The organism is Peribacillus sp. P4_D6, assembly GCF_056401795.1.
The window spans coordinates 1-26,468 of sequence record NZ_JBFUIQ010000050.1 but is presented as its reverse complement, the minus strand read 5'-3'; the positions used below and the strand labels follow the sequence as shown (position 1 = coordinate 26,468).

The 26,468-nt window shown below is 38.7% G+C and carries 27 protein-coding genes and 2 pseudogenes; 9 read left to right on the top strand and 20 right to left on the bottom strand.

Translation table 11 applies throughout. The features are described from left to right. The 7 genes from AC1DVB_RS15665 to yneA all read right to left on the bottom strand — a co-directional run. Positions 1 to 409 (bottom strand): RrF2 family transcriptional regulator (locus AC1DVB_RS15665; protein WP_477589922.1); only part of this gene is annotated, 409 nt, incomplete at its 3' end. Positions 410 to 1,225: 816 nt separating this feature from the next. Then, positions 1,226 to 1,441, bottom strand: a complete 216-nt coding sequence (locus tag AC1DVB_RS15660) for a YneF family protein (protein ID WP_034312934.1) — start codon at positions 1,439 to 1,441, stop codon at positions 1,226 to 1,228. Between the two features lie 84 nt (positions 1,442 to 1,525). Further along, positions 1,526 to 1,966, bottom strand: a complete 441-nt coding sequence (sirA, locus tag AC1DVB_RS15655; protein WP_034312935.1) for a sporulation inhibitor of replication protein SirA — start codon at positions 1,964 to 1,966, stop codon at positions 1,526 to 1,528. Positions 1,967 to 2,261: 295 nt separating this feature from the next. Then, positions 2,262 to 4,265 carry a transketolase gene (gene tkt / locus AC1DVB_RS15650; protein WP_095679717.1) on the bottom strand — a complete coding sequence of 668 codons (2,004 nt, stop codon included), beginning with the start codon at positions 4,263 to 4,265 and terminating at the stop codon, positions 2,262 to 2,264. A 229-nt stretch (positions 4,266 to 4,494) separates the two neighbouring features. Next, positions 4,495 to 4,728, bottom strand: a complete 234-nt coding sequence (locus AC1DVB_RS15645; RefSeq protein WP_034312941.1) for a DUF896 domain-containing protein — start codon at positions 4,726 to 4,728, stop codon at positions 4,495 to 4,497. Between the two features lie 65 nt (positions 4,729 to 4,793). Next, positions 4,794 to 5,450, bottom strand: coding sequence for a YneB family resolvase-like protein (locus AC1DVB_RS15640; protein ID WP_034312943.1), 657 nt, complete (start codon positions 5,448 to 5,450; stop codon positions 4,794 to 4,796). Between the two features lie 19 nt (positions 5,451 to 5,469). Next, entirely contained in the window at positions 5,470 to 5,781 is a 312-nt protein-coding gene (gene yneA / locus AC1DVB_RS15635) for a cell division suppressor protein YneA (protein WP_034312946.1), read from the bottom strand. 154 nt (positions 5,782 to 5,935) lie between these two features. On the opposite strand from yneA, the gene lexA reads away from it, so the two are divergent. Further along, positions 5,936 to 6,559, top strand: coding sequence for a transcriptional repressor LexA (lexA, locus tag AC1DVB_RS15630; RefSeq protein WP_034312948.1), 624 nt, complete (start codon positions 5,936 to 5,938; stop codon positions 6,557 to 6,559). 478 nt (positions 6,560 to 7,037) lie between these two features. Here lexA and AC1DVB_RS15625 read toward each other — a convergent pair whose 3' ends face one another. Then, positions 7,038 to 8,570, bottom strand: coding sequence for an esterase/lipase family protein (locus AC1DVB_RS15625; RefSeq protein ID WP_230135570.1), 1,533 nt, complete (start codon positions 8,568 to 8,570; stop codon positions 7,038 to 7,040). A 731-nt stretch (positions 8,571 to 9,301) separates the two neighbouring features. Beyond that, positions 9,302 to 9,526: a helix-turn-helix transcriptional regulator gene (locus tag AC1DVB_RS15620; RefSeq protein ID WP_057276126.1), complete on the bottom strand. Its 225-nt coding sequence runs from the start codon at positions 9,524 to 9,526 to the stop codon at positions 9,302 to 9,304. 134 nt (positions 9,527 to 9,660) lie between these two features. Here AC1DVB_RS15620 and AC1DVB_RS15615 point away from each other — a divergent pair, with 134 nt between their 5' ends. Next, positions 9,661 to 10,299 (top strand): LexA family protein, encoded by a 639-nt coding sequence (locus tag AC1DVB_RS15615; protein ID WP_052137445.1) that lies wholly within the window; start codon positions 9,661 to 9,663, stop codon positions 10,297 to 10,299. Positions 10,300 to 10,653: 354 nt separating this feature from the next. Here the strand turns inward: AC1DVB_RS15615 and AC1DVB_RS15610 are convergent, their stop codons facing one another. After that, positions 10,654 to 11,343, bottom strand: a complete 690-nt coding sequence (locus AC1DVB_RS15610) for an N-acetylmuramoyl-L-alanine amidase (protein ID WP_477589918.1) — start codon at positions 11,341 to 11,343, stop codon at positions 10,654 to 10,656. A 531-nt stretch (positions 11,344 to 11,874) separates the two neighbouring features. On the opposite strand from AC1DVB_RS15610, the gene AC1DVB_RS15605 reads away from it, so the two are divergent. Further along, positions 11,875 to 12,789, top strand: coding sequence for an aminoglycoside phosphotransferase family protein (locus tag AC1DVB_RS15605; RefSeq protein WP_477589916.1), 915 nt, complete (start codon positions 11,875 to 11,877; stop codon positions 12,787 to 12,789). 27 nt (positions 12,790 to 12,816) lie between these two features. Continuing rightward, positions 12,817 to 13,236, top strand: a complete 420-nt coding sequence (locus AC1DVB_RS15600; protein WP_347877880.1) for a CotD family spore coat protein — start codon at positions 12,817 to 12,819, stop codon at positions 13,234 to 13,236. 66 nt (positions 13,237 to 13,302) lie between these two features. On the opposite strand, the gene AC1DVB_RS15595 is transcribed toward AC1DVB_RS15600, so the two are convergent. Together AC1DVB_RS15595 and AC1DVB_RS15590 are read right to left on the bottom strand one after the other, a co-directional pair. Continuing rightward, positions 13,303 to 13,764 carry a GNAT family N-acetyltransferase gene (locus tag AC1DVB_RS15595; protein ID WP_477589914.1) on the bottom strand — a complete coding sequence of 154 codons (462 nt, stop codon included), beginning with the start codon at positions 13,762 to 13,764 and terminating at the stop codon, positions 13,303 to 13,305. Positions 13,765 to 15,464: 1,700 nt separating this feature from the next. Then, entirely contained in the window at positions 15,465 to 15,725 is a 261-nt protein-coding gene (locus AC1DVB_RS15590) for a hypothetical protein (protein WP_477589924.1), read from the bottom strand. Between the two features lie 193 nt (positions 15,726 to 15,918). On the opposite strand from AC1DVB_RS15590, the gene AC1DVB_RS15585 reads away from it, so the two are divergent. Further along, positions 15,919 to 16,248 (top strand): DMT family transporter, encoded by a 330-nt coding sequence (locus AC1DVB_RS15585; protein WP_057276132.1) that lies wholly within the window; start codon positions 15,919 to 15,921, stop codon positions 16,246 to 16,248. A 25-nt stretch (positions 16,249 to 16,273) separates the two neighbouring features. Beyond that, positions 16,274 to 16,621, top strand: coding sequence for a DMT family transporter (locus tag AC1DVB_RS15580; RefSeq protein ID WP_057276133.1), 348 nt, complete (start codon positions 16,274 to 16,276; stop codon positions 16,619 to 16,621). A 47-nt stretch (positions 16,622 to 16,668) separates the two neighbouring features. Here AC1DVB_RS15580 and treR read toward each other — a convergent pair whose 3' ends face one another. The 3 genes from treR to treP all read right to left on the bottom strand — a co-directional run bounded on the left by treR (position 16,669) and on the right by treP (position 20,617). After that, positions 16,669 to 17,382: a trehalose operon repressor gene (gene treR, locus AC1DVB_RS15575; protein WP_477589911.1), complete on the bottom strand. Its 714-nt coding sequence runs from the start codon at positions 17,380 to 17,382 to the stop codon at positions 16,669 to 16,671. Positions 17,383 to 17,413: 31 nt separating this feature from the next. Further along, a complete protein-coding gene (gene treC / locus AC1DVB_RS15570) occupies positions 17,414 to 19,084 on the bottom strand; it encodes an alpha,alpha-phosphotrehalase (RefSeq protein WP_477589909.1) in 1,671 nt (556 codons plus the stop codon). A gap of 81 nt (positions 19,085 to 19,165) precedes the next feature. Next, positions 19,166 to 20,617: a PTS system trehalose-specific EIIBC component gene (gene treP / locus AC1DVB_RS15565; RefSeq protein WP_063576661.1), complete on the bottom strand. Its 1,452-nt coding sequence runs from the start codon at positions 20,615 to 20,617 to the stop codon at positions 19,166 to 19,168. A 316-nt stretch (positions 20,618 to 20,933) separates the two neighbouring features. On the opposite strand from treP, the gene AC1DVB_RS15560 reads away from it, so the two are divergent. Together AC1DVB_RS15560 and AC1DVB_RS15555 are read left to right on the top strand one after the other, a co-directional pair. Further along, entirely contained in the window at positions 20,934 to 21,518 is a 585-nt protein-coding gene (locus AC1DVB_RS15560) for a CGNR zinc finger domain-containing protein (RefSeq protein WP_477589907.1), read from the top strand. A 289-nt stretch (positions 21,519 to 21,807) separates the two neighbouring features. After that, a complete protein-coding gene (locus AC1DVB_RS15555) occupies positions 21,808 to 22,362 on the top strand; it encodes an HPP family protein (protein ID WP_477589905.1) in 555 nt (184 codons plus the stop codon). 148 nt (positions 22,363 to 22,510) lie between these two features. Here AC1DVB_RS15555 and AC1DVB_RS15550 read toward each other — a convergent pair whose 3' ends face one another. Beyond that, positions 22,511 to 23,620, bottom strand: a complete 1,110-nt coding sequence (locus AC1DVB_RS15550) for a DNA alkylation repair protein (RefSeq protein ID WP_477589903.1) — start codon at positions 23,618 to 23,620, stop codon at positions 22,511 to 22,513. 91 nt (positions 23,621 to 23,711) lie between these two features. Between AC1DVB_RS15550 and AC1DVB_RS15545 the strand changes: the two are divergent. After that, positions 23,712 to 23,800, top strand: a pseudogene (locus AC1DVB_RS15545) (IS6 family transposase); the annotation flags it as partial. Positions 23,801 to 24,134: 334 nt separating this feature from the next. Here the strand turns inward: AC1DVB_RS15545 and AC1DVB_RS15540 are convergent. The 4 genes and pseudogenes from AC1DVB_RS15540 to AC1DVB_RS15525 form a co-directional block, all read right to left on the bottom strand. Beyond that, on the bottom strand, positions 24,135 to 24,929 hold the full coding sequence (locus AC1DVB_RS15540; RefSeq protein WP_477589901.1) for an XdhC family protein: 795 nt from the start codon (positions 24,927 to 24,929) through the stop codon (positions 24,135 to 24,137). Between the two features lie 26 nt (positions 24,930 to 24,955). Then, entirely contained in the window at positions 24,956 to 25,822 is an 867-nt protein-coding gene (locus tag AC1DVB_RS15535; RefSeq protein WP_477589899.1) for an FAD binding domain-containing protein, read from the bottom strand. Continuing rightward, positions 25,819 to 26,283 (bottom strand): (2Fe-2S)-binding protein, encoded by a 465-nt coding sequence (locus tag AC1DVB_RS15530; protein ID WP_063576666.1) that lies wholly within the window; start codon positions 26,281 to 26,283, stop codon positions 25,819 to 25,821. Before AC1DVB_RS15530 ends, AC1DVB_RS15535 begins: the two co-directional genes overlap by 4 nt. Further along, positions 26,280 to 26,468 (bottom strand): annotated as a pseudogene (locus AC1DVB_RS15525) (hypothetical protein); the annotation flags it as partial. The pseudogene AC1DVB_RS15525 and the gene AC1DVB_RS15530, both read right to left, overlap by 4 nt.

Genomic DNA, 26,468 nt, shown 5'->3' with positions numbered 1-26,468 from the left:
GTTTAATTTTTTCCAAAAATGTGCTGAGAGTTATATCTTCTAAATATTTTTCAAAATATAATTCAGCTTCATCAAATATTTGATCCATGACTACCTGRGTATTKGAAGATATGACACATTTTTTCTCCGGATCGCCTGTACACCACTTTGGTTTCAGGGTTCCATGTGAGACCGCTATATAAATATCCGCCAAACTTACCTCTTCAGGGTTACAGTCTAGTATATAGCCTCCGCCCACACCTTCTTTAGTCTTAACAAATCCCTTTTTTCTTAAGCTGCTCATCATTTTCCGAATCCTAGCCGAGTTTGTACAAACGTTTTCTGCGATGGACTCACTGCTTGCCATATGATCTGGTAGATAAGCTAAATAGACCAAACTATGCACAGCTATTGTAAAATCACTATTCACTTTACGTATCCTCCTCAAGGAGATTACTGTAATATTAATATTTACAGTTGATAAAGTCAACTCAAAAACCTCAACAGCTTCCTCCATTATATTTGATCAATTTAGTATTGCAGTGAAATCCCCACTTTACGCTTTTAATATTGCCCAAGTTAATGAGCCTTAAAGTAAGACTTGGTGGTAATATTTATCCCTTAATTATAGATACACTAAATTGACAACGAATCCATTCTTTCTTCATGAATGGTTTTTCTATTTACAAACATTCAAATAAAAAACACCCGATTACTCGGATGATTACTTTAATCAATTTTTATAATCACTAACTCATTAATGGTTTAGCGCTTAAATAAACAGATTAATAGAAAAGATATATTATTTTTTACATTTAGATTTCAATTTGAATTTTGATTCCCATTTGTTGTCTTTAAATTTACATTTGTGTTCAAATTTAAGCTCACACATAGGAAAACACACCTTACATTTTTTTACAAAATCATTTATCATTATAACCACCCTCCTTAATACTATATATGCATCTTTTGATAGAAAGTGTGGACAAGTATAATTTTTTGGCGAATTTACTTTCCAAATAAAAAAGCCTCACATAGATGGAGGACTTACCTTACCATTCCAAAACAAAAACCACCTTTTCTGAATCATTCATTCAGAAAAAGTGGCTTAAGAAACAAAAATGAAAGATAAACCAAAATTTTATATAAAATCGGTAGAAGGATTAGACTAAATCCATTTCGATATTATATAAAATTTTGCATCCAATCTTCCAAGAACATTGATATATCAAGGTTTCATGCTATCTTATTTTGTTTGTTGTTTATTCATGGCGCTCATCATTTGATTAATTTTCTTTTGGGATGGTTTCATACCCATTTGCATCATCATCATTTTCAACATTTGTTCGTTAATTGGCGGATTTTTCTTTAAGTAATCCATCATGTATTTACGAGCGATGAAAAATCCCAGCACTACTCCAGCAATCAATGCCAGTACGCCAACTAGAATGTAAACCCACATACTATTTCCTCCTTCATGTTGTCTAACATCAGTGTACTAGACCAAAGGTTATTATACAATACCCGCTACCGAAAAGTCCCCCATTTAGACAAATTTTCTTTCTTTTATCGGTTTTAACCAACCGTATTTTTCATGTTCAAAATCAATGGCCAGAAAACTCGCTTCATATTTTCGAATACTTTCAAAGAAAGCCGTTTCCGCTTCATAGTCTCCTTCAGCTTCAAGAGTAATGGAATCATTCTGAATGATTAAAACGGCTTTACTTGATCCGTTTGTTTTTTCTAAATAGTATTTTCCATTTTGAGTCCAATAATTCATCTTTTTTTGCAAACGTTGTTCAATAGCTAACTGCAACTGGATAATCGGGACTTTTTTGGTGACATATTCGATTTGTTTTTGCAAAATACTCTTTAGTCTGCCCCTTGCTTGAATATATTCCAAAAACAAATTGAAAAATAGCTTTTCTCTTCCATAATAATGATGGGCAAATTCATCTTCGATTAAATAAATTTGATAGGTTCTCATCAGCCAATGCCTCCTAGCTTTCCTATTTTGGTACGAAACATCTAACCACCAGCACCCTGTCCACTATTTTCCACTATTGATGACTTTCCCCTTTAACTGACACATTTAAACGAAATTTATTTATTCTCATTATATATTGACAAACAAAAAAGATATGTTGTTTGCTGGAGAAATTTTCTTCTTTTTTTGTCGAATGGAAGATTTCCTTTAGTATAGAAGCACATTCAATATGAAATAGGACTCTTTTGATAAAAAAACTGACACCAATCTAGTTGGTGTCAGTTCCGCATTATTGTTATTTAAGCATTTCTTTAACAAGAGCAACTACATTTTCTACAGTGAAACCGAATTCCTCCATGATTTTACCGCCTGGTGCAGAGGCTCCAAAATGATTGATGGCCAATATTTCACCCTCATCACCTGCATAACGATCCCAGCCAAACGGTGAAGCCACTTCGATAGCTAAACGTTTTTTCACTGCCGGATTGATTACGCTTTGTTTATATTCTTTTGATTGAGTTTCAAATCGGTCCCATGATGGCATGCTGATTACCGCAACATCAATTCCTTCGTTCGCTAAAGCTTCCTGTGCTTCCACAGCCAAGTTCACTTCGGAACCAGTCGCAAGAAGTAATGCATCGGCTACTTCTTTCTTAGAAGCAGAGATGATGTAAGCACCTTTTGAAACACCTTCATACGCAGTTTCGGAAGTGCCTTTTATTGTTGGCAATCCTTGACGAGTCAGTACAAGAGCAGTTGGTTTATTTGTAGACTCCATAGCCACTTTCCAGGCTGCTGCCGTTTCATTGCCATCAGCTGGACGGATTACCCCTAGGTTAGGCATTGCGCGCAATGATGCTAATTGTTCGATTGGCTCATGAGTCGGTCCGTCTTCCCCTACAGCAATGCTGTCATGGGTGAACACATAATTAACAGGAAGTCCCATCAGTGCTGCCATTCTTATGGCAGGACGTAGATAATCAGAGAATACGAAGAATGTTCCTCCATATACTTTTAAGCCACCATGAAGTGCCATTCCATTTAAAGCCGCACCCATAGCGAATTCACGTACACCGAACCATATATTACGGCCACTGTAATTACCAGGTAACAGATCTGTCTCACCTTTGATGGCAGTATTATTAGACCCGGCTAAATCCGCAGAACCCCCAATGAAGCTAGGGACCTTTTTGGCGATCGCATTCAGTACTTCCCCACTTGAAGCACGGGAAGCTAATGTCTTACCTTCTTCATAGACTGGAATTTCCTGATCCCATTCAGCAGGCAGTTCACCTTTAATTGCAAGCTCTAATTGCTGTGCTAACTCAGGATGTGCTTCTTTGTAATTTTTAAATAATTCATTCCAAGCTTCTTCTTTTTGAGCTCCTGCATCAACAACAGCTTCATTGAAGTGTGAATACACTTCTTCAGGTACATGGAAGTCCTTTTCGAATGTCCATTTGTATGCTTCTTTTGTCAATTTAAGCTCATCTGCACCAAGCGGAGCGCCGTGAACGGCAGATTTACCTGAACGATTTGGTGAACCGTAACCGATAACCGTTTTCACTTCGATTAATGTTGGGCGTGCTTCGTCGGTTTTCGCTTCTTCAATCGCTTTAGCAATTTCCTGAAGATCATTGCCATCCTCAACGCGGATATATTGCCATCCATAAGATTTGAACCGGTCTGCTACGCTTTCACTAAATGATTGACTTAAGTCGCCGTCAAGGGAAATATCATTAGAATCATATAAAACAACAAGTCTTCCCAGTTGTAGATGTCCAGCTAATGAAGCGGCTTCTGCAGAAACACCTTCCATTAAATCTCCATCCCCACAAATGCTATATGTATAATGATCGACCACATTATAAGAATCGCGGTTATAGCTTTCTGCCAAGTGACGTTCTGCCATTGCCATTCCGACTGCCATTGCGATACCTTGTCCAAGCGGCCCGGTAGTTGCATCCACACCAGCCGTATGTCCGAATTCAGGGTGTCCTGGAGTTTTACTGCCCCATTGACGGAAGCTTTTCAAATCATCGATAGATAAGCCATAGCCCGATAAATGAAGAAGGCTGTATAACAGCATAGAACCATGTCCAGCTGAAAGAACAAAGCGATCTCTATTAAACCAATCTGGATTTTTCGGGTTATGGTTCATATATTCGGTCCATAGTTTATACGCCATTGGCGCTGCACCCATTGGCATACCCGGATGGCCGGAATTAGCCTTTTCAATTGCATCAATTGATAATGTACGAATCGTATTGATAGAAAGTGCATCTAATTTATCTAACATATTGTAAAAACATCCCTTCCTGTAATGTACCTCTTTATATTATAGTGACAAGCATAATATCACAACTAAAATCACTATTTAATGCCCCAATATTACAATTTTCTAGGAATAAGAAGTCACCTATTTAGATTAAACTAAATAGGAGAATACATACATGAATGCACTCTCTTTTTACTCCAAAATGCCAAAGAATCCTCAAATGGAATATTCCATCAGAAGAATCCAAGCATTAATGTAAATTTCGTTTTTCTTTTATATTTTTTATCTTTTGAGGAGTGACGTCATTACCCTCTGGATCCACGACTTTCACATGCTCCAACGTGTCGGACATGGATTTTCTGAATGTTTCCAAATACTCACTTCTCAATTGGGTTTGCTCTTTCGCTTCAACTTCCGTCAAGCCTTCACCCTTTGCCTTTTTAGAAAGTTCATTTATACGGGCTATTTTTTCTTTTGATAACATAATTTCGCTCCTTCATAATCTGCGGATATTGTCATGGTATTAAAAAAAAAGCGAAATTACAAGTTCTATGATTTACTTTCCTTTGTATTCATTTGATGTTCGAGAAAACGCCTGTTCACAGTAGCCTTAGATACATTGTATCCAAAGCCCCTTAATGTGGCTGCGATTTCTGAGAATGTTAACCCATTGGCACGCAGTTTAATAATTTCTTCAATAGGAATCTCCATACGGTCCCTTCCAGTGGAATTCCTTTGATTCTGAAGATTTTTTTGAGGACGGTACCCTTTTTCAACGGCTCTCATCATTCCGCGCTTTATTTTAAGATTATGTAGTTTCCTTTGATATTCTTCTACAATGCCCACTATCTGAATGACCATGGCATCCGAATCCGATAACTCCAGCTCCCCATCGTGTGAGAGAGTATAAATTTTCACATCTTCTTTAAGGATGACATGGAAAAGGGCTATTTTGGCATTCCCTCTTCCCAGTCTTGTTTCATCCTGGATTAATAGCACTTCAGCTTCTTTGGTTTTAAATAGTTCGAGCATGTCAAAAATGCCATCCCGATTCAACTCATAACCACTTGCCTGTTCTTTTATAATGGAGACAACTTCCACATCCATCTTTTCAGCCAATTTGACTAATTCATCTTCCTGCCTTGCCAATGATGTTTCCTGTGACTCTTTTTCGGTGCTGACCCTACAATAGATTACCGCCTTCATAATACCCTACCTTTACTACTTACTGCTCACTGGCCAAATTCTGGACAAGTTCTTCCCCTTTAACCGGTATGACAATGACTTGTCCAGGCTTTATCGAATCCGCACTGACTCCATTATTCTCTTCTATCCAACCAATGAATTCTTTTTTTGTCAAATTTGATTCTTCATATTCTTCGGCAATTCCCCATAGGGTGTCACCCTCGCTTACTTCTATAGAAAGGAAATCCTTTTTTTGATCATTGTTCAATGTACAAGAGAATAAAATTGAAAAGATGAATACTGATCCCGCTAATAGAATCGTATAAATATAATTTTTGTATAATTTTTTCATAATAATCCCTCCAAAGCGAATGTTCGTTCGTATGTTATGATCAAATTATAATACGAACGTTTGTTTCAGTCAACAACAAATTCGAACTTATGTTTGTATAGAGATGGGGGCCATGCTATAATGTAGCAAAGAACATTGGGGAAGAGGTGCACAAATGACAAAACTATCAAAACGGCAGCAAGATATTCTTGATTTCATTAAAGAAGAGGTCCGCCAAAAAGGGTATCCGCCTTCCGTACGGGAGATTGGCGAAGCGGTGGGACTTGCATCAAGTTCAACAGTACACGGACATTTATCCCGCCTGGAAAGTAAAGGCCTTATTAGACGTGACCCAACCAAGCCAAGGGCCATTGAAATAATGAATTTGGAGGAAGCGAACAATATTCCCAAAGTCAATGTCGTGAACGTGCCGTTACTTGGAAAAGTAACAGCGGGCATGCCGATAACGGCCATTGAGAACATTGAAGAATACTTTCCGCTTCCCGAAAGCATGGTTCCACATGATGACCATGTATTCATGCTGGAAATCATGGGTGAAAGTATGATAGAAGCAGGAATTCATGATGGAGATTATGTCATCGTGAAACAACAAAGCAGTGCCAATAATGGAGATATCGTCGTGGCGATGACGGAAGATGATGAAGCCACTGTAAAACGATTCTTTAAGGAACCGGATTACATAAGGCTTCAGCCTGAGAACTCAAATATGGAACCAATTATTTTACGAGATGTTTCGATACTTGGAAAAGTAATAGGCTTATATAGACAAATACACTAAAAGCGCTTCCCGCGCTTTTTTTGTTTGTTTAATTTATGTCCAGAATTCTCTCAATATGCATATGGAAGAGTAGATATTGAAATATTTTTTAATAGAATCTAGTTCACGGGAATTTATACATCCTTTATAAGGGATGAAAGTTATACTATCGCCTTTCTGGTAATATGTACTTTGGAAAAAAGCTCATTGAAATAAAAAAAAGAGGATTTAAAATCCCCACTTTAATAAGGTTTAGATCGACCAAGTCATTCCACTTTTGAATCTGCACTTGTTGACAAGCATTTGCAAGTGCAGGGAAAAAAATACATATATTTATTTTTCCCCTATAACAAACTTCCAACCATATCCATCAGAGGCCCGTTGAATTAATACTTCAATAAGTAATTACGACATGGCTGTTTCCATTGGCTGAATTACCATTTCCCTAGTTACCCCTACCATCAAAATAATGCCTCCTCAACTAAGAGAAGGCATTTCGTTATTTCTCAATATAGACCGAACGAATCAGCGTCCGGGTTCTTTCAGTACCATCCACATTTTTTTCCTTAACATCTATTGTTACATTATAAACACCTGACTTAGGTACTTCTGGAAGGGTGCCAGTAAAATTTTCAGTATCCATTGCCTTAATTGAGTTTTTTTCACTAATTTCATTACCGGTTTCATCTATCAGATGAACCAAAAATGTTGTACTGATTGGTCTTTTTTTATCATTCATTGGATTCTTTATTAAAAATTTTGCATCTTTTTGCTTAACTTTACCGGCCATACTTAATGTAATGGGATTCTTTTCGTTAAATTGTGCTGTGAACAGGAAGGCGTCTTTTGGCGATTTAGTCTTCATTCGTACTTTCCAGTCACCAATTTCAAGGTTATTTCTGTAGAATGATTGGATGCTTGCACCATTAAAAAAGGAAGTTTCATTTTTGGCTGAATGAACCTTTAAGGAAGGTGAATACTTTTTATTGGATGGAGAAATCAATTCAACCTCGACATCATTTGAGGCTGTATATATGCTTATATTACCTGGGGCAGCTTCATTTACATGGAAGCTTTGTTCGACCCAGGCATTTTGTTTCAGGACATCACCCAGAACGGTTTGAGCGAGTGCGGTTGTAATGATATCATCTTCAACTCGTTCTTTATAATTGACATGATATGCAGGAATTCCAGCGGTGGATGTGCTTTTTAAATAGGGTTCAATTCTTGAAAATACAGCTGAGCCAACTCGAATATTGTCGTGATCAAAGTTGGGATCCGTAAATAAATGTGTTGCATAGGGTATTTTTGTACTCCATACATTCACCAGTCCATCATTTTCCCCATATGATGATAAATATTGTCCCCCCATTGATAAGGCTGATAGTACCGGGCCTCTGTTCATACCTGCCACAGTGAAATACAAGTTTTTACGAGAGTTGATATGGTTATCCGTGACAGAACGAAATTCAGCCATTTTACCAACTTGTAAAGAATAAGTTCCCTCATCTTTTTGACCTAATAAGGAACCAAGCCAGCCCGCATACCAGCTATAAGCCAAATCAGCTAAGTGAGAACCATGATGTGGGGAGGCTAAAGTGATCACCCTTCCAACATATTGATGTGCTCCATAGTGGACTAGAGCCGCTTGGGTGTCTGGGCCCCCTTTGCTGTGCGCTATAATATTTACTTTTTTGCCCCCGAAATGGTTACTGATTTCTGAAAGCATTTGAGCTAAAAGCCTTCCATTGGCATATTGGCTCACTGACCCATTTCCAGCTGAATCATGAAGCTGAACAAAAACCGTTTGGTAGCCAGCTTCATACGCTTTGGTATACATATCATTGACACCATGATATTCCGTTTCGCCATACCAGCTGGTTGAACTGCCGTTTTTCCCTTGAACAAACACGATCGGTGGTTTGTTTGTATCAAGATTGGGAGGAATACTTCCAAGAAACCAATCCCCTGGACTGAAAGTTTCGGAGGGCGGTTTCAATTTTCCTGCTGAGGAAATGTCTGGCTTTGCCATAAATAATATGGTTAGAATGAGGACAAGAAAAACGACATAATTGATTACATTCCTTTTCAAGGGTTATCTCCTCCAATATCATCTGGAATTTTTTTGAACTCATCCAATTACCAATGCCCAGCTTCCATAGCCTTCATTAGTATATAATTGTACTTTTGCATACCATTACCTGCTATCTTCATAAAGATGGGAGAAAAAAACTAGAAGAAGTTTCATTTATAATAGAGAAAAAGTATGAAGATTTGACTTCCATTCATTTATGTATGTGTCTTTTTCATTTTATGAAGACGTGCTTTGGAGAAAACGGAATGCTGCCAATTCACGAAAATAGAGAACAAGCCCTTATCCTGCATAGGATAAGGGCTTGTTCATCCAGATTAACTTTTCCTTCGAATTTGCCATTGTCCATTTGCTCCTATTCATGGTGTTCAGAAGTCCGCCCTAAACATTAAGTAAATACTTTTCTTTAACGGCAATTGGCTGTCATTATTGGAATCTCAGTAACAATCGTATATTTGCACAAGAAGATTGGATTTGTACACCTTTTACTCCATACACGTATTTTACAAATGTTCTAATGTCAGCAGCTCCTATGCAACTTCAAAAGAATTATTTTCCCTTTCCTCTTTGTTCCCCCTTTCCATCGTTACTTGAATCTTGTCCTATGGAAGTCAGGATTGTATGGATTCAAATGGCCACTCTGCTGAGGAAATGCTGGTTCAATTGAAGCTTTAACTACATTTAAAGTGTAGGTCAGGGTCAAAAAAAATGATATCGTCAATCGAGAATCCTACACAATCAGCAAATAAATAAGCCTTATCGATTCGTAAAGGAATCTTATATTGCTCATAGTCAATGTAAGTCCTCTTGGCCATCTTCAGCACTTTAGCCATTTCATCTTGAGTTAATCCTTTATACTTCCTGGCTTGTTTAAGTGTGAACTTAACGCTTGTCATATCTTGTCACCCCCTATCTAAAAAAATAATATCACACTTGAAGTATAGTTACCAACATTTTTCCGCAAAATTCACGCACTTTTCGTTTACTCACTTTCACTCATAGTGTATATTCAAGTAAGAGGTGAAGAAATATGCACATTGGTGAACGGATTAAAATGTTAAGAAAAGAAAGAAAAATGACACAAGAAGATTTGGCAAAAGTATTAAAAGTAGCTCCTACGGCAGTATCAGCTTGGGAATCCGGACGGAATAAACCTTTAATGGATAAATTGAGCATGATGTCCACTTGTTTTGAAATACCGCTATCCCACCTCATTGAAGGAGCGCCTATCGTTAGAAATAATCCTGGAATGGAATTCCTAAATGAAAAAAATGTAAGATTAATTGGTGTCTACGGAAATATCCCCGCTGGAGAGCCTAATTTCACCAACGAATATATAGAAGCGTATATGCCGACATTAAATTCGATGCTTAAATCGGATAAAGAATATTTTTTCCTTAGAGTGAATGGCAATAGCATGAATAAAGAATTCAGAGACGGATCATTGATTCTCGTTGAAAAAACAACCTACCTTGATAACGGGAAAATTGGAGTGGTCTTGGTAAATGGACACGATGCTACGGTCAAAAAAGTGAGAATCAATGAAGAAAACATCATACTCACTCCCTGCAGCACGGATCCTTTTTATGAAGAAAAAACCTATAACATAAAAAATGATAGAGTCCGTATTTTAGGAAAAGTGGTTCAAGCCATTAAAATATACGATTAATATCCAACTCGAGGGTTTCTTACGGGAAGAAAGTAAAATAAATGAATAATGAGCAGCCAAACATAGATTCAATTCTTTCAGTTTATCAACTTAATTGCTGTTGCATTTTAGGTACAAGCCATCATGGTTTGTGCTTTTTAGTATTGTTCTTTTATTTGTCTTTACATTAAATCCATTTAAATTTATGTCAGCCCATAAAAAAGGCATACCTTACATACGGAAGGACCGAATCTGGACGGCAGAATGTAGAGTTTTTCATTACATGCATATTCCTGAATCAAAAAGGCCCCTCTCTTTTTGAGAAGGGCTTACTGTGTGGTGTGCTTCTAAAAGGTATAAATAATTATTAATTATTCAATTCACCCGCAGTTTCTGGTTAACCGTAATGGTGTACTGACTGTCAAGACCGTTCCAATCTTTAATTTGCTGAACCGTACTGCCATAAGAATTGCTTAAGGAATATACTGTATCCCCACTAACGACAGTGTGGTATACAGCTGTACTTTTCTTAGTTAGATTGAAGCATTTAACTAAACCGTTTACATGTCCGCGAGCCAGTGATTCGATAAAGGATGCCGTTTTCAACTTTGCTGCGTCATTTACATTATCGATAAATCCATTTTCAGTCAGGAGTGCAGGCATGTCCGTTTCACGGAGTACATGTAAATCTCCTGTTTTTTGTCCTCTGTCCTGGATGTTGATAAGCTTCATGACCTCTGAATGAATATGATCTTGATACGTTTTCGTTATCTGGTTAGTAGACGTATAAATGTAATCCTCGTACCCGGTTCCTCCGCCGGCATTAATGTGGATGGAGAGAAAAAAGTCAGCTCCCCACGCGTTCGCTGCATTCGTACGATCGTTTAAGGTGGGGAAGATATCTTGGGTCCTGCTCATTTTCACAGAAACGTTATTATATTCTATCAATAAGATGTCTTTAATTCGGGTTGCAATGTATAAAGTTAAATCCTTTTCTCTCAATCCATTCCCGACCGAGCCTGAATCCGTACCGCCATGGCCGGGATCAATAAATACTTTCACCATTTCTATCACCTCTATTAATCTTATGTTACGTATTAACAAATGCTTGTACACATAACTATCGGATTAAAGAAATTCTGCCGTTCTCAAAAAAAAATACACCCCCTAAAGGTGAAGTGGCATTATATGATGACATTCGCCCAATGGTGGGGAATTCTTTGAAAAGACTTTCTCTATTTTTTTACTTTCGCATCAGGAATTTTTGGAGAATAAGCCATCTATAATCTAAGGAACAAGGAGATTGAGGGATATTTAAAAAAGTCAACATTAACACAAATTTATCGGTTTTTGGTTTGCCGTTTCCACTAATATTATATTGTAGCGTCCCTTTCGTAGTTTCCGCCTTATACTTTTCTATTTTTCAATGTCAGCACACCCCACTTTATTTAGATTAATTTACTTGTGTGACAAGCTATTGGTTTCATTCATAAAAATTGCTAAATGGAATCTTTGAATTTTTTACGAAAGCTATAGAAAATGATAATGTGAACTTTCAATCCTAAACATTGTAGGGATTCTAAAAGGAGAGATTGTATGATAAATGAATATGATAAGTATGAACAATTAGTTAAAAAGTTGGATCAAGGAAACAAGCTAATTCGCGCGTGGGAATTAATGGGCGGAATTTCTGCAAATGTGACAGGACTGGAAATATTACAATCGTCAGGGCGGATCGTAAAAATGATCGTTCGTCAGCATGGTGATAATGACTTGAAACGGGATTCAAATATTGCTTCATATGAACACAAGCTCTTAGGGATATTGAAAGCTGCCGGTTTGCCTGTACCAATGCCCTATTACTTTGAGCAATCCTGCGAGATATTTTCCAAGCCATGCATACTTATCGAGTTTATTGAGGGTAAGTCAGAATTCACCCCCTCAAATCTTAATGATCATATCTTGCAATTGGCAATCAATCTAGCTAAAATCCATCGTGTTAATTGTGCAGATCTATCTTTATCATTCATGCCTAAACTTGAAAATACATATGTCGAGATGTTAAATAATAAAGATAGGGTAATCCTGGACGAAACATTAAATTTGAGCTTGATTAGAGATTTGCTGAAATCCTCCATGCCGCTACCCTCCATGAATAAGGAAGTGATTCTTCATGGTGATTATTGGCCAGGAAATATATTATGGAAAGAGGATACACTAGTTTCCATAATTGATTGGGAAGACTCTGGTTTAGGGGACCCTTTGACTGATCTTGCCAATAGTCAACTCGAAATTTTATATCATTTTGGAATGCAAGCGATGAATGACTTCACCAATCGATATAAATCCATGATGCCAGAGGTGAATTTTACAAACCTACCCTTCTGGCAATTATTTGCCGCATTGCGGTTATCTACATTTCCCGAATGGGGCTTGGAAAAAAGCAAGGAAAATATCTGGCGGAAAAGACACAAGTCATTTGTTTGTGAAGCGATTAACCGAATGCGGTAAATTAATGTTTATTCATTTTTTTTGAAAATGATTGAAGGATCTTATATGCCCGTAATTTTTGATAAAGGCATTTATACCAGTCCCTTTATCATTTATTTTCATAAACTAATAATGACTTTCAAAAAAAACCCAGGAGGTGTTTACATGTATAATAAGCCCTGGGGGCATCCGAAAGGCGGTCAATGTCCACCACAATATTGCCCACCTCACAGAATGCCCACTCAATATAATCCATCTCAAACCTCCCCGACCAAGCAATATGTTAAAACCAATGTCATTAACACTGTTATTCCGGTTTTTCACCCGACACATACAACAACCGTGAATAAACACTTCAACACCTATATACCTCATACCCGAAGTATCGTAAAAGAGTGTTATTCACAAAGTTTTGTTTGTGGAGTACCTCAACCCCCCAGTTATTCGAGGAGAATGTTAAGATATTAATTAAAAAAACCCCGAATTGGGGTTTTTATTAATTCCTTCAACCTCTTGAATTGAGTTACAAAGGATTTACAACTGTCTGAATGCAAACTCCCTATACTTTTTAAAATTTTGTTTCTTATAAAACTCTTTTGCTGCCATGTTTTCAAACCAATAATCCAGTTCTATTAAATCTATATCATTCTTTTTAGCAATATCATAGACCTCATTCATTAGGTTTTTACCGTAACCTTTATGGGTTTGACCTTCAATGATACTAAGCTGATGCACATATACTGATTTATACTCATTTTTAAAAGCACTTTCAGGATAGTTTTTAATTTCAATCCATGCGTAACCAATTGGCACTCCATGTTCTTTTAAAACTAGAAAAACAAAATTATCATTTTCAACCAAATTTTTAAAAGTTTCTTTCATTGCATTATAATTATATTCCTTAAAATACTTAGGATATAGTTTTGCATGCAGATTGTGAACATTTCGATTTAATTTTGCAATTACTTCATGATCCCTGGATTGACTTACATACATAATTATCCCCCCTGCCTATACTATATTACAATCAAGCAACGTCCACACTCCAAAAACAATCCTAGCCACTATTTGAAAAGTTAGTTCAGGAAGCCCAAAAAATCAGGTCCATATTTCAAACGCTTCGCCACCACAAGCTGCTGGCTATGGATCTTAGAGAACTTGCCTAAATGAAGGAACACTAATCTTATTAAAGCAGATGGAGCTTCTGATGAAACGCTTACGGCTTATCCGAAAGCCAAACTTGTCTGCCGCTGGCTTTCTTAACGCAATCTATGAATTRTACTTACTATTAGGAATCCTATTTTCATAGGATAACGTCAGCCAAGTGAAAAAGGTATCGGAAACGGTTATTAGCGAAAACAATATTACGGAGAAAGTCTTCTAAATGTCCTTGCATATGTAATAGTTGAATATGTGAGTTCAAGCACGATAAAACACGATCCTTCCTTCTTGAAAGCGGATAAGGATCATGAGCTTTACAACTTAAAGTCGTGACCCTTTCCTTCCTGCACGGTTTGATTTTGTACATTCGAAATACGTGTTATGAAGGGTGCTAGTACACGCTAAAAGTGGTTACCTATTTCGCACTTGGGAACATTGTTTAAACACCAATATGGATGATATTCCGTTGATTTTTTCACAGTTGGGTATACCTTAAAACGGAGCCATATAATCATGCCGGATTAACCAAAGACTTTTGTTAAGCTTTGATTTAAGGGTCTTTAGTTGAATAAGTAGTAAAAAGGGGTCTTCATACAGAAAATCCCTTCAGATTGTRGACAAACTCGATGAAAATCGAGTTTGTCTATTTTTATGGCTTTTACAATTTGGACGTTGATTGGAACGTAGGGCACTCGCTCCCGCGGGCGGTCGGGGAGCCTCCTCGGCTTTCGCCTGCGGGGTCTCCCCTAGACGCGCTTTTCTAAGCAGGAGTCTCGAACACCCGCTCCAATCAACTTTGTCTTACCTTGATAGAACACTTTTKCCTAGATTCATTTTTGTWTTAAAATAGAAGTATTAATGAGKATGCTTTCTAWACATGATTCTATTCAGCGAGATCAACTTGAAATGATTACTTTAGATCAACTGGGGACACTGAAAAAAACACGTGAAGCGCAACTGCTTCCGGGAAAACTTCAGCTTGATCCCTTTGCGTTTAGTAGTTGAGCTTCCTCTTAAAGGAGTATTTTGCCATAGTATATGAAATTTTAGCAGTTGGATGTACAATTCCACTTCTTGCGCCAATAAGTGAAACCTCCCCGTTTATAGGAAAAACAATTGGCGGTCAAGGTTTCCTTCTTGGAGCGTCCCTAACTGGACATAGGAGAAATACACCCTACTAACAAACCAATAGTGAGTATTTTGCTATTGGTGGATCACATGAATATTATATATTCTATCGAGGTATATCTTAAAATAAACCATGTCTTTACAGAGGTTCTTCAGACTGTCGACTGGTTTTTCCATTCAATTGATGGACGGATGTATCTGGCTAGATGAAAGGTTCTACCTTTACCTTCGAAATCAAGTGCCGGCCTTACACCAAGAATGAAGACCTTTTTTCTATCTCTATGAATATAATGGGTCCAAATTTTACTGGATCTCTTTTTCTTGGTGATTGACTGTTACCATATCTTCCACCTGAAGTAATAGGCTGTTGCCGTTCCCCCCGTTATTCGTTTCTTAGGCTTTGTTCCTCAGTATGTTCTCACTGGTGATATATGATGACGATAAGAGGAATTTTCGCTTGGCTCGATTAAGACAGGTCTCATTGGACCGCCAAAACTTAGCTTTACCTCGTTTTCTTTTATCGCTTTTAAGGCATCCAATAAAAAACTTCCATCAAGTGATACACTTCCCCCCGCCTCACCTCTGATTGACTTGATGCTTTGCGTTTCTTCTATTTTCCCTAATTCCGATGAATTAGAAGATATCCTTAACTTACTATTATCAAGGATTTCGGTCGGAGGGGGCGGCTTATTGTATCACTTTCAGTCTTATAATGAGCGTAACTGGAAATTTTCTGCCATGACAGAAAATATGTAACTGAATATAGGTGGTATGGGTTTAATATGAGTCCTTTAGATGTTAAGATTCTTGGGGGAAGAGATTGAAAAATAGTAAGTAATATATACATAGGAGGAGTTCATCTTGAATCCTTATGCATTTTTGGCAATTGCCATCCTAAGTGAAGTGTTTGGCAGTTCGATGTTAAAAGTATCAAACGGGTTTAAAAGGTTATTCCCTTCCATTGGTGTGGTTATTGGGATGGGTTTGGCTTTTTATTGCCTATCGTTATCTCTAATAACCATCCCGCTTGGAACGGCTTATGCCATTTGGTCGGGAATAGGCACAGCTTTAACTGCTTTAGTGGGAGTTATCGTTTATAAAGAAGGCTTTAACCTGAAAAAATTTTTAGGTTTAGTCCTGATCATTGGCGGAGTGGTTGTATTGAAACTCTCTAGTGAAGGCACTTCTTAACAATTTAGTAATCGGAGGTAACAATATGAAAGGATACATAGCTTTAGGAATTTCAATCATAAGCGAAGTATTTGGTACGACCATGCTTAAGCTGTCTGAAGGCTTCACTCATTTATCCGCTACATTTGGGGTTATGATAGGATTTGGTATAGCATTCTATAGTTTATCTGTATGTCTTAAAACAATTCCGTTAAGCTTAGCTTACGCCATTTGGTCAGGAATAGGCACAGCTTTAACAGCATTGATAGGCGTGCTTTTATGGAATGAGCCATTTAGTATCACTACATTAGGCGGCTTAGTATTAATAATTGGCGGAGTGGTTTTACTAAATGCTTCCCATACCTCCAAACAAGCGGAAGGAGAATCAAACTAAGTTTGACTCTCCTTCTCTCCCCGCTCATTCAAAAATATCAGTAGACTTCACCAAGTTCTCCGTGCAAAGTCCGTGAACTTGAATTTATCGGGTCTATGCCTTGATTCGCTATACTGAAACAAGCTTCCATCGATTAAATGGACCGTACTTTTCACAACTGCCACCATTTCGAAGTCTTCAATGTCCAATAATTGTTTATCTTCTTCACTGCATGGCTCCACGGTAATTTCCTTATTTGAAAAACCAATCTGGAGCCCAAGTTCCTTTTCGATATATCCATAAATCGAATCCTCACAAATTTCCTTTGACAGGTTGCTTACGAACTCGCTTTTGAAATAGTCTTTGTCCAGGATGATTTTCTTCCCATTGATTTGCCGAATCCGGAAAACCTTCCATACTTTACCATCATCAGTTAAGTCTAGAAGCTTGGCCATATTTGAGTCGGGGGTCTCAAGCTCCAACTTATGAATGATCGTTTTGGAATGCAAATTCAACTTTTCCACCATTTCTTTATAGGAAATCAACCCTGCTACAGGAAAATTAAATTTGCTGAAATCCAAGACAAATGAACCCTTGCCTTTGATTTTATGGATATATCCATTTTGTTCAAGCAACTGTAGGGACTTTCTCACAGTATCCCTGGATATGTCATACTCTTCCATGAAGCTGCTTTCGGAAGGAAGCTTTGAATTTATCGGAAAGGTTCCCTCTTCAATTTTTGAAACGATATCACCATATAGCGATAGATATTTGCTGTTCATTTCATCACCACAATATATTTTTCTTAGTCTGCTACTCGTCCTTTTTCAACAAATAGACAACCGATTCATAGGGACGGAGGATAAAATCACCTGCAAGTTCTTTCGAATCGATATAGTTTGAGAGCAGGAGCTCTGAGTTGTACCCGGATAGGTCAATATCATTCGGTATTTCGAAGGACGCTTCTTTTGCATAAAAGTTATTGATGACCAAAAGTTTCTCGTTTTCATAACTGCGTATATAAGCGAACAAAGCGTCATGGTCGCCAAGAATTTCCTGATAGTCCCCATATGCAATGATATCATGTTTCTTGCGTAAGAATATAAGTTTTTGGTAATGATGAAAAATGGAATCCTGATCCATCAGTGCGTGTTCAGCGTTGATGTTTTTAGCATGATCAGGCACCGCAATCCATGGAGTCCCTTTTGTAAAGCCTGCATGCTCCGTATTTTCCCATTGCATGGGAGTTCGCGAGTTATCACGGGATTTAGCTTGAAGAATTTCAATTATTTCCTTTTCATCCTTGCCTGCCTCTTTTAAAATATTATAATAATTAATCGACTCCACATCCCGGTATTGTCCAATATCATTGAACTTCGGGTTGGTCATCCCTATTTCCTCCCCTTGATAAATATAAGGGGTTCCCCTAAGCATATGAATGGCTGTTGCCAGCATCTTGGCAGATTCGTTATGATACTCTTGATCATTCCCGAACCTGGATACAATCCTCGGCTGGTCATGGTTGCACCAGAACAGGGCATTCCACCCATTTCCTTCTTGCATCCCGTATTGCCAGCCGCTTAAGATTTCCTTTAACTGCCTGAAGTCAAAATCTGCAAGTGACCACTTTTCCCCGTTCTTATAATCCACCTTTAAATGATGGAAACTGAATACCATGGACAGCTCCTTTTCAACAGGAGCTGAATATTTGATGCAATGGTCAATGGTCGTCGATGACATTTCCCCTACTGTCAGCACCTCTTCATCCTTCCCGAAAGTTTCTTCATTCATTTCTTTGAGGAATTGATGAATCTTGGGACCGTCTGTATAAAAACATCGGCCATCTCCATCTTTGTCATTTTCATAGATGTCAGGTTTCGAAATAAGATTGATGACATCCAAACGGAATCCTTTGACACCTTTATCCAGCCAGAAGTTTACTACATTGAAGATTTCCTGCCTCACTCTGGGATTTTCCCAATTAAGGTCAGCTTGTGTTCGATCGAACAAATGGAGGTAGTATTCATCATGTTCCGCTACATATTCCCATGCAGGACCTCCGAATTTCGAAATCCAATTGGTAGGGGGCTCTCCATCTTTCGATTTCTTGAAAATATAATAGTCCTTATATTCTTTATCTCCAGCCAATGCTTTTTGGAACCATTCATGCTCTGTTGATGTATGGTTGAATACCATATCCAACATGATTTGGATATCCCGCGAATTCGCCTCTTTCACCAATCTTTCGAAATCATCCATCGTCCCAAAAACAGGATCAATGGATGTATAATCGGCTACATCATATCCATTATCATTTTGCGGTGAACGATAAAAAGGGGTGAGCCAAATATAATCCACTCCCAGTTTATTCAGATAATCAAGTTTTTCAATAACACCATTTATGTCCCCGATGCCGTCACCGTTCGAATCCTTAAATGATTTCGGATAAATTTGATAGATGGTACTTTTTTTAAAATCCTTCATTGTAATTCCTCCTCTTCGATCCCCGATGTATCTTTCGTAAGTATCGTAAAAAAGAGGGAGAATGCTTCTCCCTCCGCGTTATCAAGCATTTAATTTCGTTGTTTTCGTTCTAGTTTTCAAGTTCATATTAGGACGTTTGGAGAATGCTATAGTCAAAATGAATGGCACAACGAATGCGACCAGCATCGCAAGTGCAAACATTCCCATATGCTGCGGCTGGATGGATAGGATACCTGGAATCCCTCCAACACCGATGGAATTTGCCATTACTCCAGATCCGACTGAAACGATGCCTGCGAAAAGTGAACCGATCATACCGGCTAAGAACGGAAAGCCGTATTTCAAGTTAATGCCGAACATGGCTGGCTCGGTTACACCGAGATAACAAGAAATCGTGGCAGGTATGGAAACCTGTCTCTCCTCCTGGTCCTTTCTGTTGATGTAAATCATTGCTAGCACTGCCGTACCTTGTGCAATATTGGATAACGCGATCATCGGCCATAGGTTCGTACCGCCAAGTTCACTCATAAGCTGAAGATCGATTGCGTTTGTCATGTGATGCAGGCCTGTGATGACAAGCGGTGCATAGGCAAAACCGAAAACGGCAGCAAATAGCCAGCCAACTGATGAAGTCAACCCGGAATATACAATCGTAGAAATGACAGAACCGATTTTCCAGCCTATAGGCCCCAGAATGGTATGGGCGATGATTACAGTTGGAAGTAACGCGAAAAATGGAACGACGATCATGGAAATGGAATTGTGCACTTTATCTCTCAAGAACCGTTCTAAATACGCCAAGACGAACCCTGCAAGTATCGCTGGTATGACTTGAGCCTGGTAGCCGATCATATCGACATGGGCAAAACCGAAATCCCAAAAAGGTATATCACTTGCCTTTGTGTTTGCCACTGCATATGCATTAAGAAGCTGTGGGGAAACCAGGGTCAAACCAAGGACGATGCCGAGAATTTGAGTCGTGCCCATTTTCTTCGAGATCGACCATGTAATCCCAACAGGAAGAAAATGAAAAATAGCTTCACCTATAAGCCAAAGGAAGGCGTGTACCCCTCCCCAAAATTGTGAAATATCCACAAGGGTCTTTGTGCTGTCATCGAACATTTTAATATCCCCGATGATATTGCGGAATCCAAGAATGAGTCCGCCAACGACTATGGCAGGAATCAGCGGGGTGAAAATATCCGCAAGATGAGCAATCATACGCTGCAGCCAGCTCATATTCTGTTTTGCTGCATTTTTCACATCTTCTTTTGACGCTTCCTGAAGTCCAGCTATGGAAACGAATTCATTATAAAACGATGATACTTCGTTCCCGATTATGACCTGAAACTGGCCAGCTTGTGTAAAAGTTCCTTTCACAAGCTTAATCGATTCGATATTCGTTACATCCGCCTTGGCGGGATCTTTCAACGCAAAACGCATTCTTGTTGCACAATGCGTAACCGTCGCAATATTTTCTTTCCCTCCGACATGTTGGAGCAAATCCGTTGCTGGTTCTGTGTATTTACCCATTTCACTACTTCCTTTCCCTAGAAAGCAAAATATAGTTGTTTTTATAACCTGTACGTATAGGTTCTGTATACGCTTTCATATTATCCTGTACGTACAGGATATGTCAAGAACTTTTTCCCCCACTTTAAAAGAATTGATTATCATGGACTTTCATTTACGATTCTGTTCTTGCACATTTGGATTTTGATAGCATTCATATTATCCCGTGATTTTAGACGAGTAGCTGAAAAATTCAGAACTAAGGTATAATGAAGATATAACCTCTCAATTTATATTTTAATGGTTAGAATTTAGCAGGGAAATGGGAGATGAACTTATGTCTGAAACTAATAAATTTCCACTTATATCAGGGAATCTTTCTCTGGATTTAGTGAATACGGAAATGGTCAGTCGTGGCCAACGGCAAGACTTATTACTATCAGAACGGGATATGCTGGACTGGCTTACTGTAATAAAAGGGAATAACTCATATTTGAATAATCAGTTATCCCCAATAATTAAAGAGAGAATTCAACGAGTATTTGCAAGCATTCTAGAAATGCGTACTATTTTAAGAAAACAATTTGAATTAATAGCAGATGGGAATTCGATTCCTGATGGGTTTATCGCCTATTTGGAAAAAAAAATCGAAAAATCGCCTTTCACATATAAATTAAGTGATCAAAAACTGGTTCCCATACCTGTTGGAGAAGCGGAAGGTATCCTGCAATCTTATATTGCCTTCGACTCATTAACTTTAATTGAAAAAAATAAGCTGTCATCATTAAAGCGATGCTCGAATGATGAGTGCGTCCTGTTATTTATCGATGAAAGCGGAAGACGCAAATGGTGTTCAATGAAAATATGCGGGAATAGGAAAAAGGTAGCCAGATTTCAACACCGGAAATCTGACGATGAATGAAGATACACACCTTATTAAGTTTGTCAGAATGTATACAAATTTCGAAGTAAGCTTGTTGCCTGCAGTTTATTCATTATAAAACGATTCCAGTTAATTTCTTCACATCCATTTAGGATTTCATAAAACAGTAAAATGATTCGGGTTGAAACTATTCTGAACCTCCTCTTGTCAACACACTAAGTTGGCTTTTTTTTCTATTTTTGGATTTTTAAACTAACCACTAAAAATTATTTTGACGGGTTAGTCCATTTCATGTAAAGTCTAATTATATAAAAAAGGAGGGTTCACTTTGGACCGTATTTCAGYCGCGAGGCATAATGAAAAACGCTTATTTCATATTCATTATTTATCGAAGATGAAGGGAAAAGGAAGAAGCCCTTTACAAATAAATGTAAAGGACGCAATAACGGGGTTGATTGGGGGATTTTTAACTATATTCGCCTTAATTCTTTTAACAAAAATAACATCAGCAGTGTGGTTAATGGCTCCATTTGGTGCCAGCTGTGTGCTGGCGTTCGGTCTGTGGAATGCACCATTATCACAACCGCGTAATATTATAGGCGGTCATTTTATTTCAACATTCGTAGGTTTAGCTTCCTATCATTTTTTTGGCGATGAACCTTGGGCAATCGGCTTGGCTGTCGGATTAGCAATTGCGGTGATGATGCTGACAAAAACGACGCACCCGCCAGCTGGAGCAGACCCGCTTGTAATCATGCTTGGCCAGTATGGCTGRAGTTATTTATTTACTCCTGTTTTAACTGGTGCCGTGATAATCGTTTTACTGGCATTGTTAATTAATAATTTGCGCAGCAATCGGAGCTATCCAACCTTTTGGATTTGATTGCTTTTTAATGTGGATAAAGCATAATTTTTCAATGTTTCACTATCATGAAATAATAAACGAGGAACGCTCAGACTCCTCGTTTTTGTCAACCTTAATTGCTGTATTCCTGTTAATTAAGTTTTCCCCCGCTTTTCAATAACCTTTATCATCCATCATTTAGTTTGACTTGCGTTTCAGCAACTTCCACTCCGTTCACAAGGAGTGATATTCGATGGATCCCCATGTAATGTCGACGTGTCGTCAGGTCTTTCCAATTGTGAATCCTCACTCTTTCAACTCCTTCACCATCTGAGAAATCCCTATCTGCCAATAGGAAAATTTTACGGGAAGTTTTCTGATTTGCTTTCACAAAATCGATGGCATACTCGATGCGAAGTTTCACAGTGTTCTTTCCTTGAACTTGAAAACCGAAATGAAGTTCACTCGTTTCCCCAATAAAAATCGAGTCTGGTTCATTTCTAATAAATGCGTTTGTAATGATATTCGGATTTTTCAATATATCCGTGTATCCAAATAAAGAAAGGACTTCTGGATCTGCTTGACGAACTAAGGTCCTGCATCCCCGTCGAATAATCCAAATCGTGTTGGGTTCTCCGCTTTCATACCAGCGCTTGGCTGTTTCGATTACGGTTTTCGGATGATCTTTGGCAATATCATTCAAGTTATTGRCCACACTTTTGCGAACATATAGGGACGGATCGGTTTTCAGGTTCTCAAGTAATTCCAAGACGGGTGCCGGATCGGATTTGAACATCGGTAAAGATTGGCCCCAAGGTAACCTGGGCCTGCATCCCTCACTAGCCAGCCTGCGGACATGCTCATCATCATGATTGGTCCATTCCTTCATCTTCTCGATCATTAAAACGGGATCAAGCAAGATAAAAGCACGGATTGCAAACTCGGAGGATGACCTTGCTGTAAAACGCTCCAACGCATCTAGCGATAACGGCCAATCTTTCTTATTCAATCCATGTACCTCTACAAAATCAGGGAAAAATAAATATCTAAAACCCTCACAATCCTTATCAAGCCGATACAAAATATCCAAAGCCTCTTGATAATCACTTGGAAGATACTTTCCAAGAGTAATGGAAATGTGCCTTATTCGTTCTTTTAACTTCCTCTCGTCCCAATGCTCATCAATTACTTCCCCTATAAACGATTCAGTAGAGAAGGACGGATGGACACCCTTTACTTTTTCACCGAATTCACGAATGAACGTTTCATTATATAAATCCTTTAAAGGCTCAGCCATTTCATTCACTTCTTTTCTTCAGGTTAAATTTGCTTTTGGATACTTGCACTGCCTAACAGCTATCATTTCAAACTATGTTATGCACGATACAATCATTAAAAAAGGACAGCTTACTTTACAGAACAAGTCTGTCCAAAATCAAGTGAAGTTCATTCATCACTATTTGGAATGGCTGCATAATAGCTGATTCTATAGGAATCTATAAACCTCTTTCCAATGGATGTAATCTTTGCACCAGAACCCGTTTCCCATAAGTCCATCTAATATCCCCATACAAAATCCATCCAGGAGTTTTCCTTTGTGTATAGTATGATAGTAGTAGCATATAAAGTAAAATATTTCTACCATATTAATGAATGAATCAAAACGACAAAAGGCCCACTCTAAGAGCAAGGGCCTGCTTCTAGCTTTTATCAAAGAAAAAGGGTCAGTCCCACTGAGTTAATACTTTAACACAGTGAGGACTGACCCCATTATCTATTAGACATTTTGATTTTTGCTTTGACCTTTCTACTTATCTATTTAATTGTTTCACCTTTACAGGCTTTTTTTCCTTGCTTAATTTGATGATTTGACCGATAATACTGATGGCAATTTCTTCTGATGTTTCCGAGTCAATTTCCAAACCGATTGGAGAATGGACCTGCTCCAACTGTTCTTGCGTGACCCCTTCACTTTTTAACTTTTCAAATATGCTTATGACCTTGCGTTTACTGGCTACCATCCCAACATATGCAATCGGAAATTGCAGTGCCGTTTTTAATACAATATCATCACAATCTTTTGTAACAATTACCACATATGATTTTTCATTTAGGTTGGCTGCGAGCAAAGCCTTTCCAATATCCTCGTTCACAAAAAGGTTTGCCGCATTCGGAAAGCGTTCCTTTGTACAATAACCAACGCGATCATCGACAATGCAATAAGGATATTCAAGGAAATCAGCAAGCTTTGCCAACGCATGGCCTAAATGACCGGCCCCAGCCAGAATGAGTTCAGGCCTGCTTGTATAGACTTCAATAAAGACCCGTAACGTGCCGCCACAATTCATCTGAATTCCGTCTTTTGCATGTTTATTCAGTTTATATTCAACGATTTTCGATTGTCCATTTTGGATCGCCTTTACACTATCTTCGATCACATAGYGTTCAGCCAAGCCCCCTCCGACAGTCCCTTCAATGGTACCATCCCGGTAGACAATCATTTTTCCAACATGCCTGGGAGTCGAGCCCTTTGATTCAATAATCATGGCTAAAGCAAAGGTTTCGTTTTGGCGCGTCAGCATGGCCACTTTTTCCATCAGCTGCATGAAAAGCTCCCCCCTATCTTTAAACATTAATTCGGTTGATATTGCTTCATGCTAAGAAAATAACGTAAAAGATGTAACGCGACGGTTTTTCTGTATGCCGCAGTGGAGCGTTGATCGTCGATTGGTCTAATGATCTTATCGAAGGCTACCACAATTTCAGCGATGTCTGCATCGGCTAATGGTATCGTTTTTCCRACCAGCTTCCTCTCAATATCAATGGAACGAACCATCGTAGGTCCGACCGCCCCGAAGGCAAATCGAATGTCATCGATTCGATCTTTGCTTATCCGGACGAAACCCGCAAACGATACTTTGGCAATGGCATCTGCGTTGCGGTTGCCGACTTTCTCGAAAACGACATGTGAATCTCCTAATACAAACGGCAGAATAATCTCCGTTACCATTTCATTATGAAAGCGTTGAACCTTTCGTGGGCCTTGAATGAAATCGCTAATCGCGACCATGCGATCACCATTTACGGAGCGCAACAGAAGCTTTGCATTGTATACATATAACAAAGGAAGCATGTCACCGGCTGGAGAGGCGTTGCATATATTACCGCCTAATGTTCCCCGGTTTCTAATTGCCGGGGCAGCAATTGTTTTAATTGCATTCTTTAAAGCAAAAGGAATCAACGGATTTTCAAGTAATTCACTATAGGTACAGCAGGCCCCGATGTGGAGATCCTTGTGATGTTGATACACCTGCTTTAATTCGGAAAGATGATTAATGAAAACAATCGGTTTAGGGATTTTTGGAGGTACTCCCCTTCTACTTTTGTGAAGGACCATAACATCGGTGCCTCCGGCTATGATTGCACAATCTTCTCTATTCAATTGGCTCAAAGTTTCGTCTAAACGCTCGAAGCGATACGCTGTTATTTTCTCTATCATAAGCCATCACCTTTTTTAGCTGCTAGGTTAATCGCATCAACAATCATATTGTAGCCCGTACATCGGCACAGATTTCCGGAGATGCCCTCACGAATTTCAGCCTCTGAAGGATGAGGATTTTCAGATAACAAAGCTGCACTTGCCATAATCATTCCCGGTATGCAATAGCCGCATTGCACTCCCCCGGCTATGGAATAGCTTTCATCTAAAATTTTAAATTGTTCCGTTTCAATGATGCCTTCGATCGTTTGAATATCGGCACCAGCAATCGAGCCAATTGGAATAAGGCAGCTGTTTTGCAGGAGGTTATTCACAAAAACACTGCAGGCTCCGCACTCCCCTTCACCACAGCCTTCCTTTGTTCCGATTAACTCAAACTCATCTCTTAATAAATCTAGTAATCTTGCTGTAGCAGGGGCGTCAGTTTCTACCGTTCTTCCATTTAGTGTGAATGTAATCAATCCTCTTCACCTTCTTTCATCCAAAGACTTTCAATAATGACTTCCGGTGTAATCGGAATTTGCTGAAAAGAAGTGTGCAGGGCATCCTCAATCGCAGCTTGGACTGCTGGAGCGCCTCCGATTAAAGTCAATTCACCTGCGCCCTTCGCCCCGTATGGACCATCAGCATAGGGGTTATCAAAGAC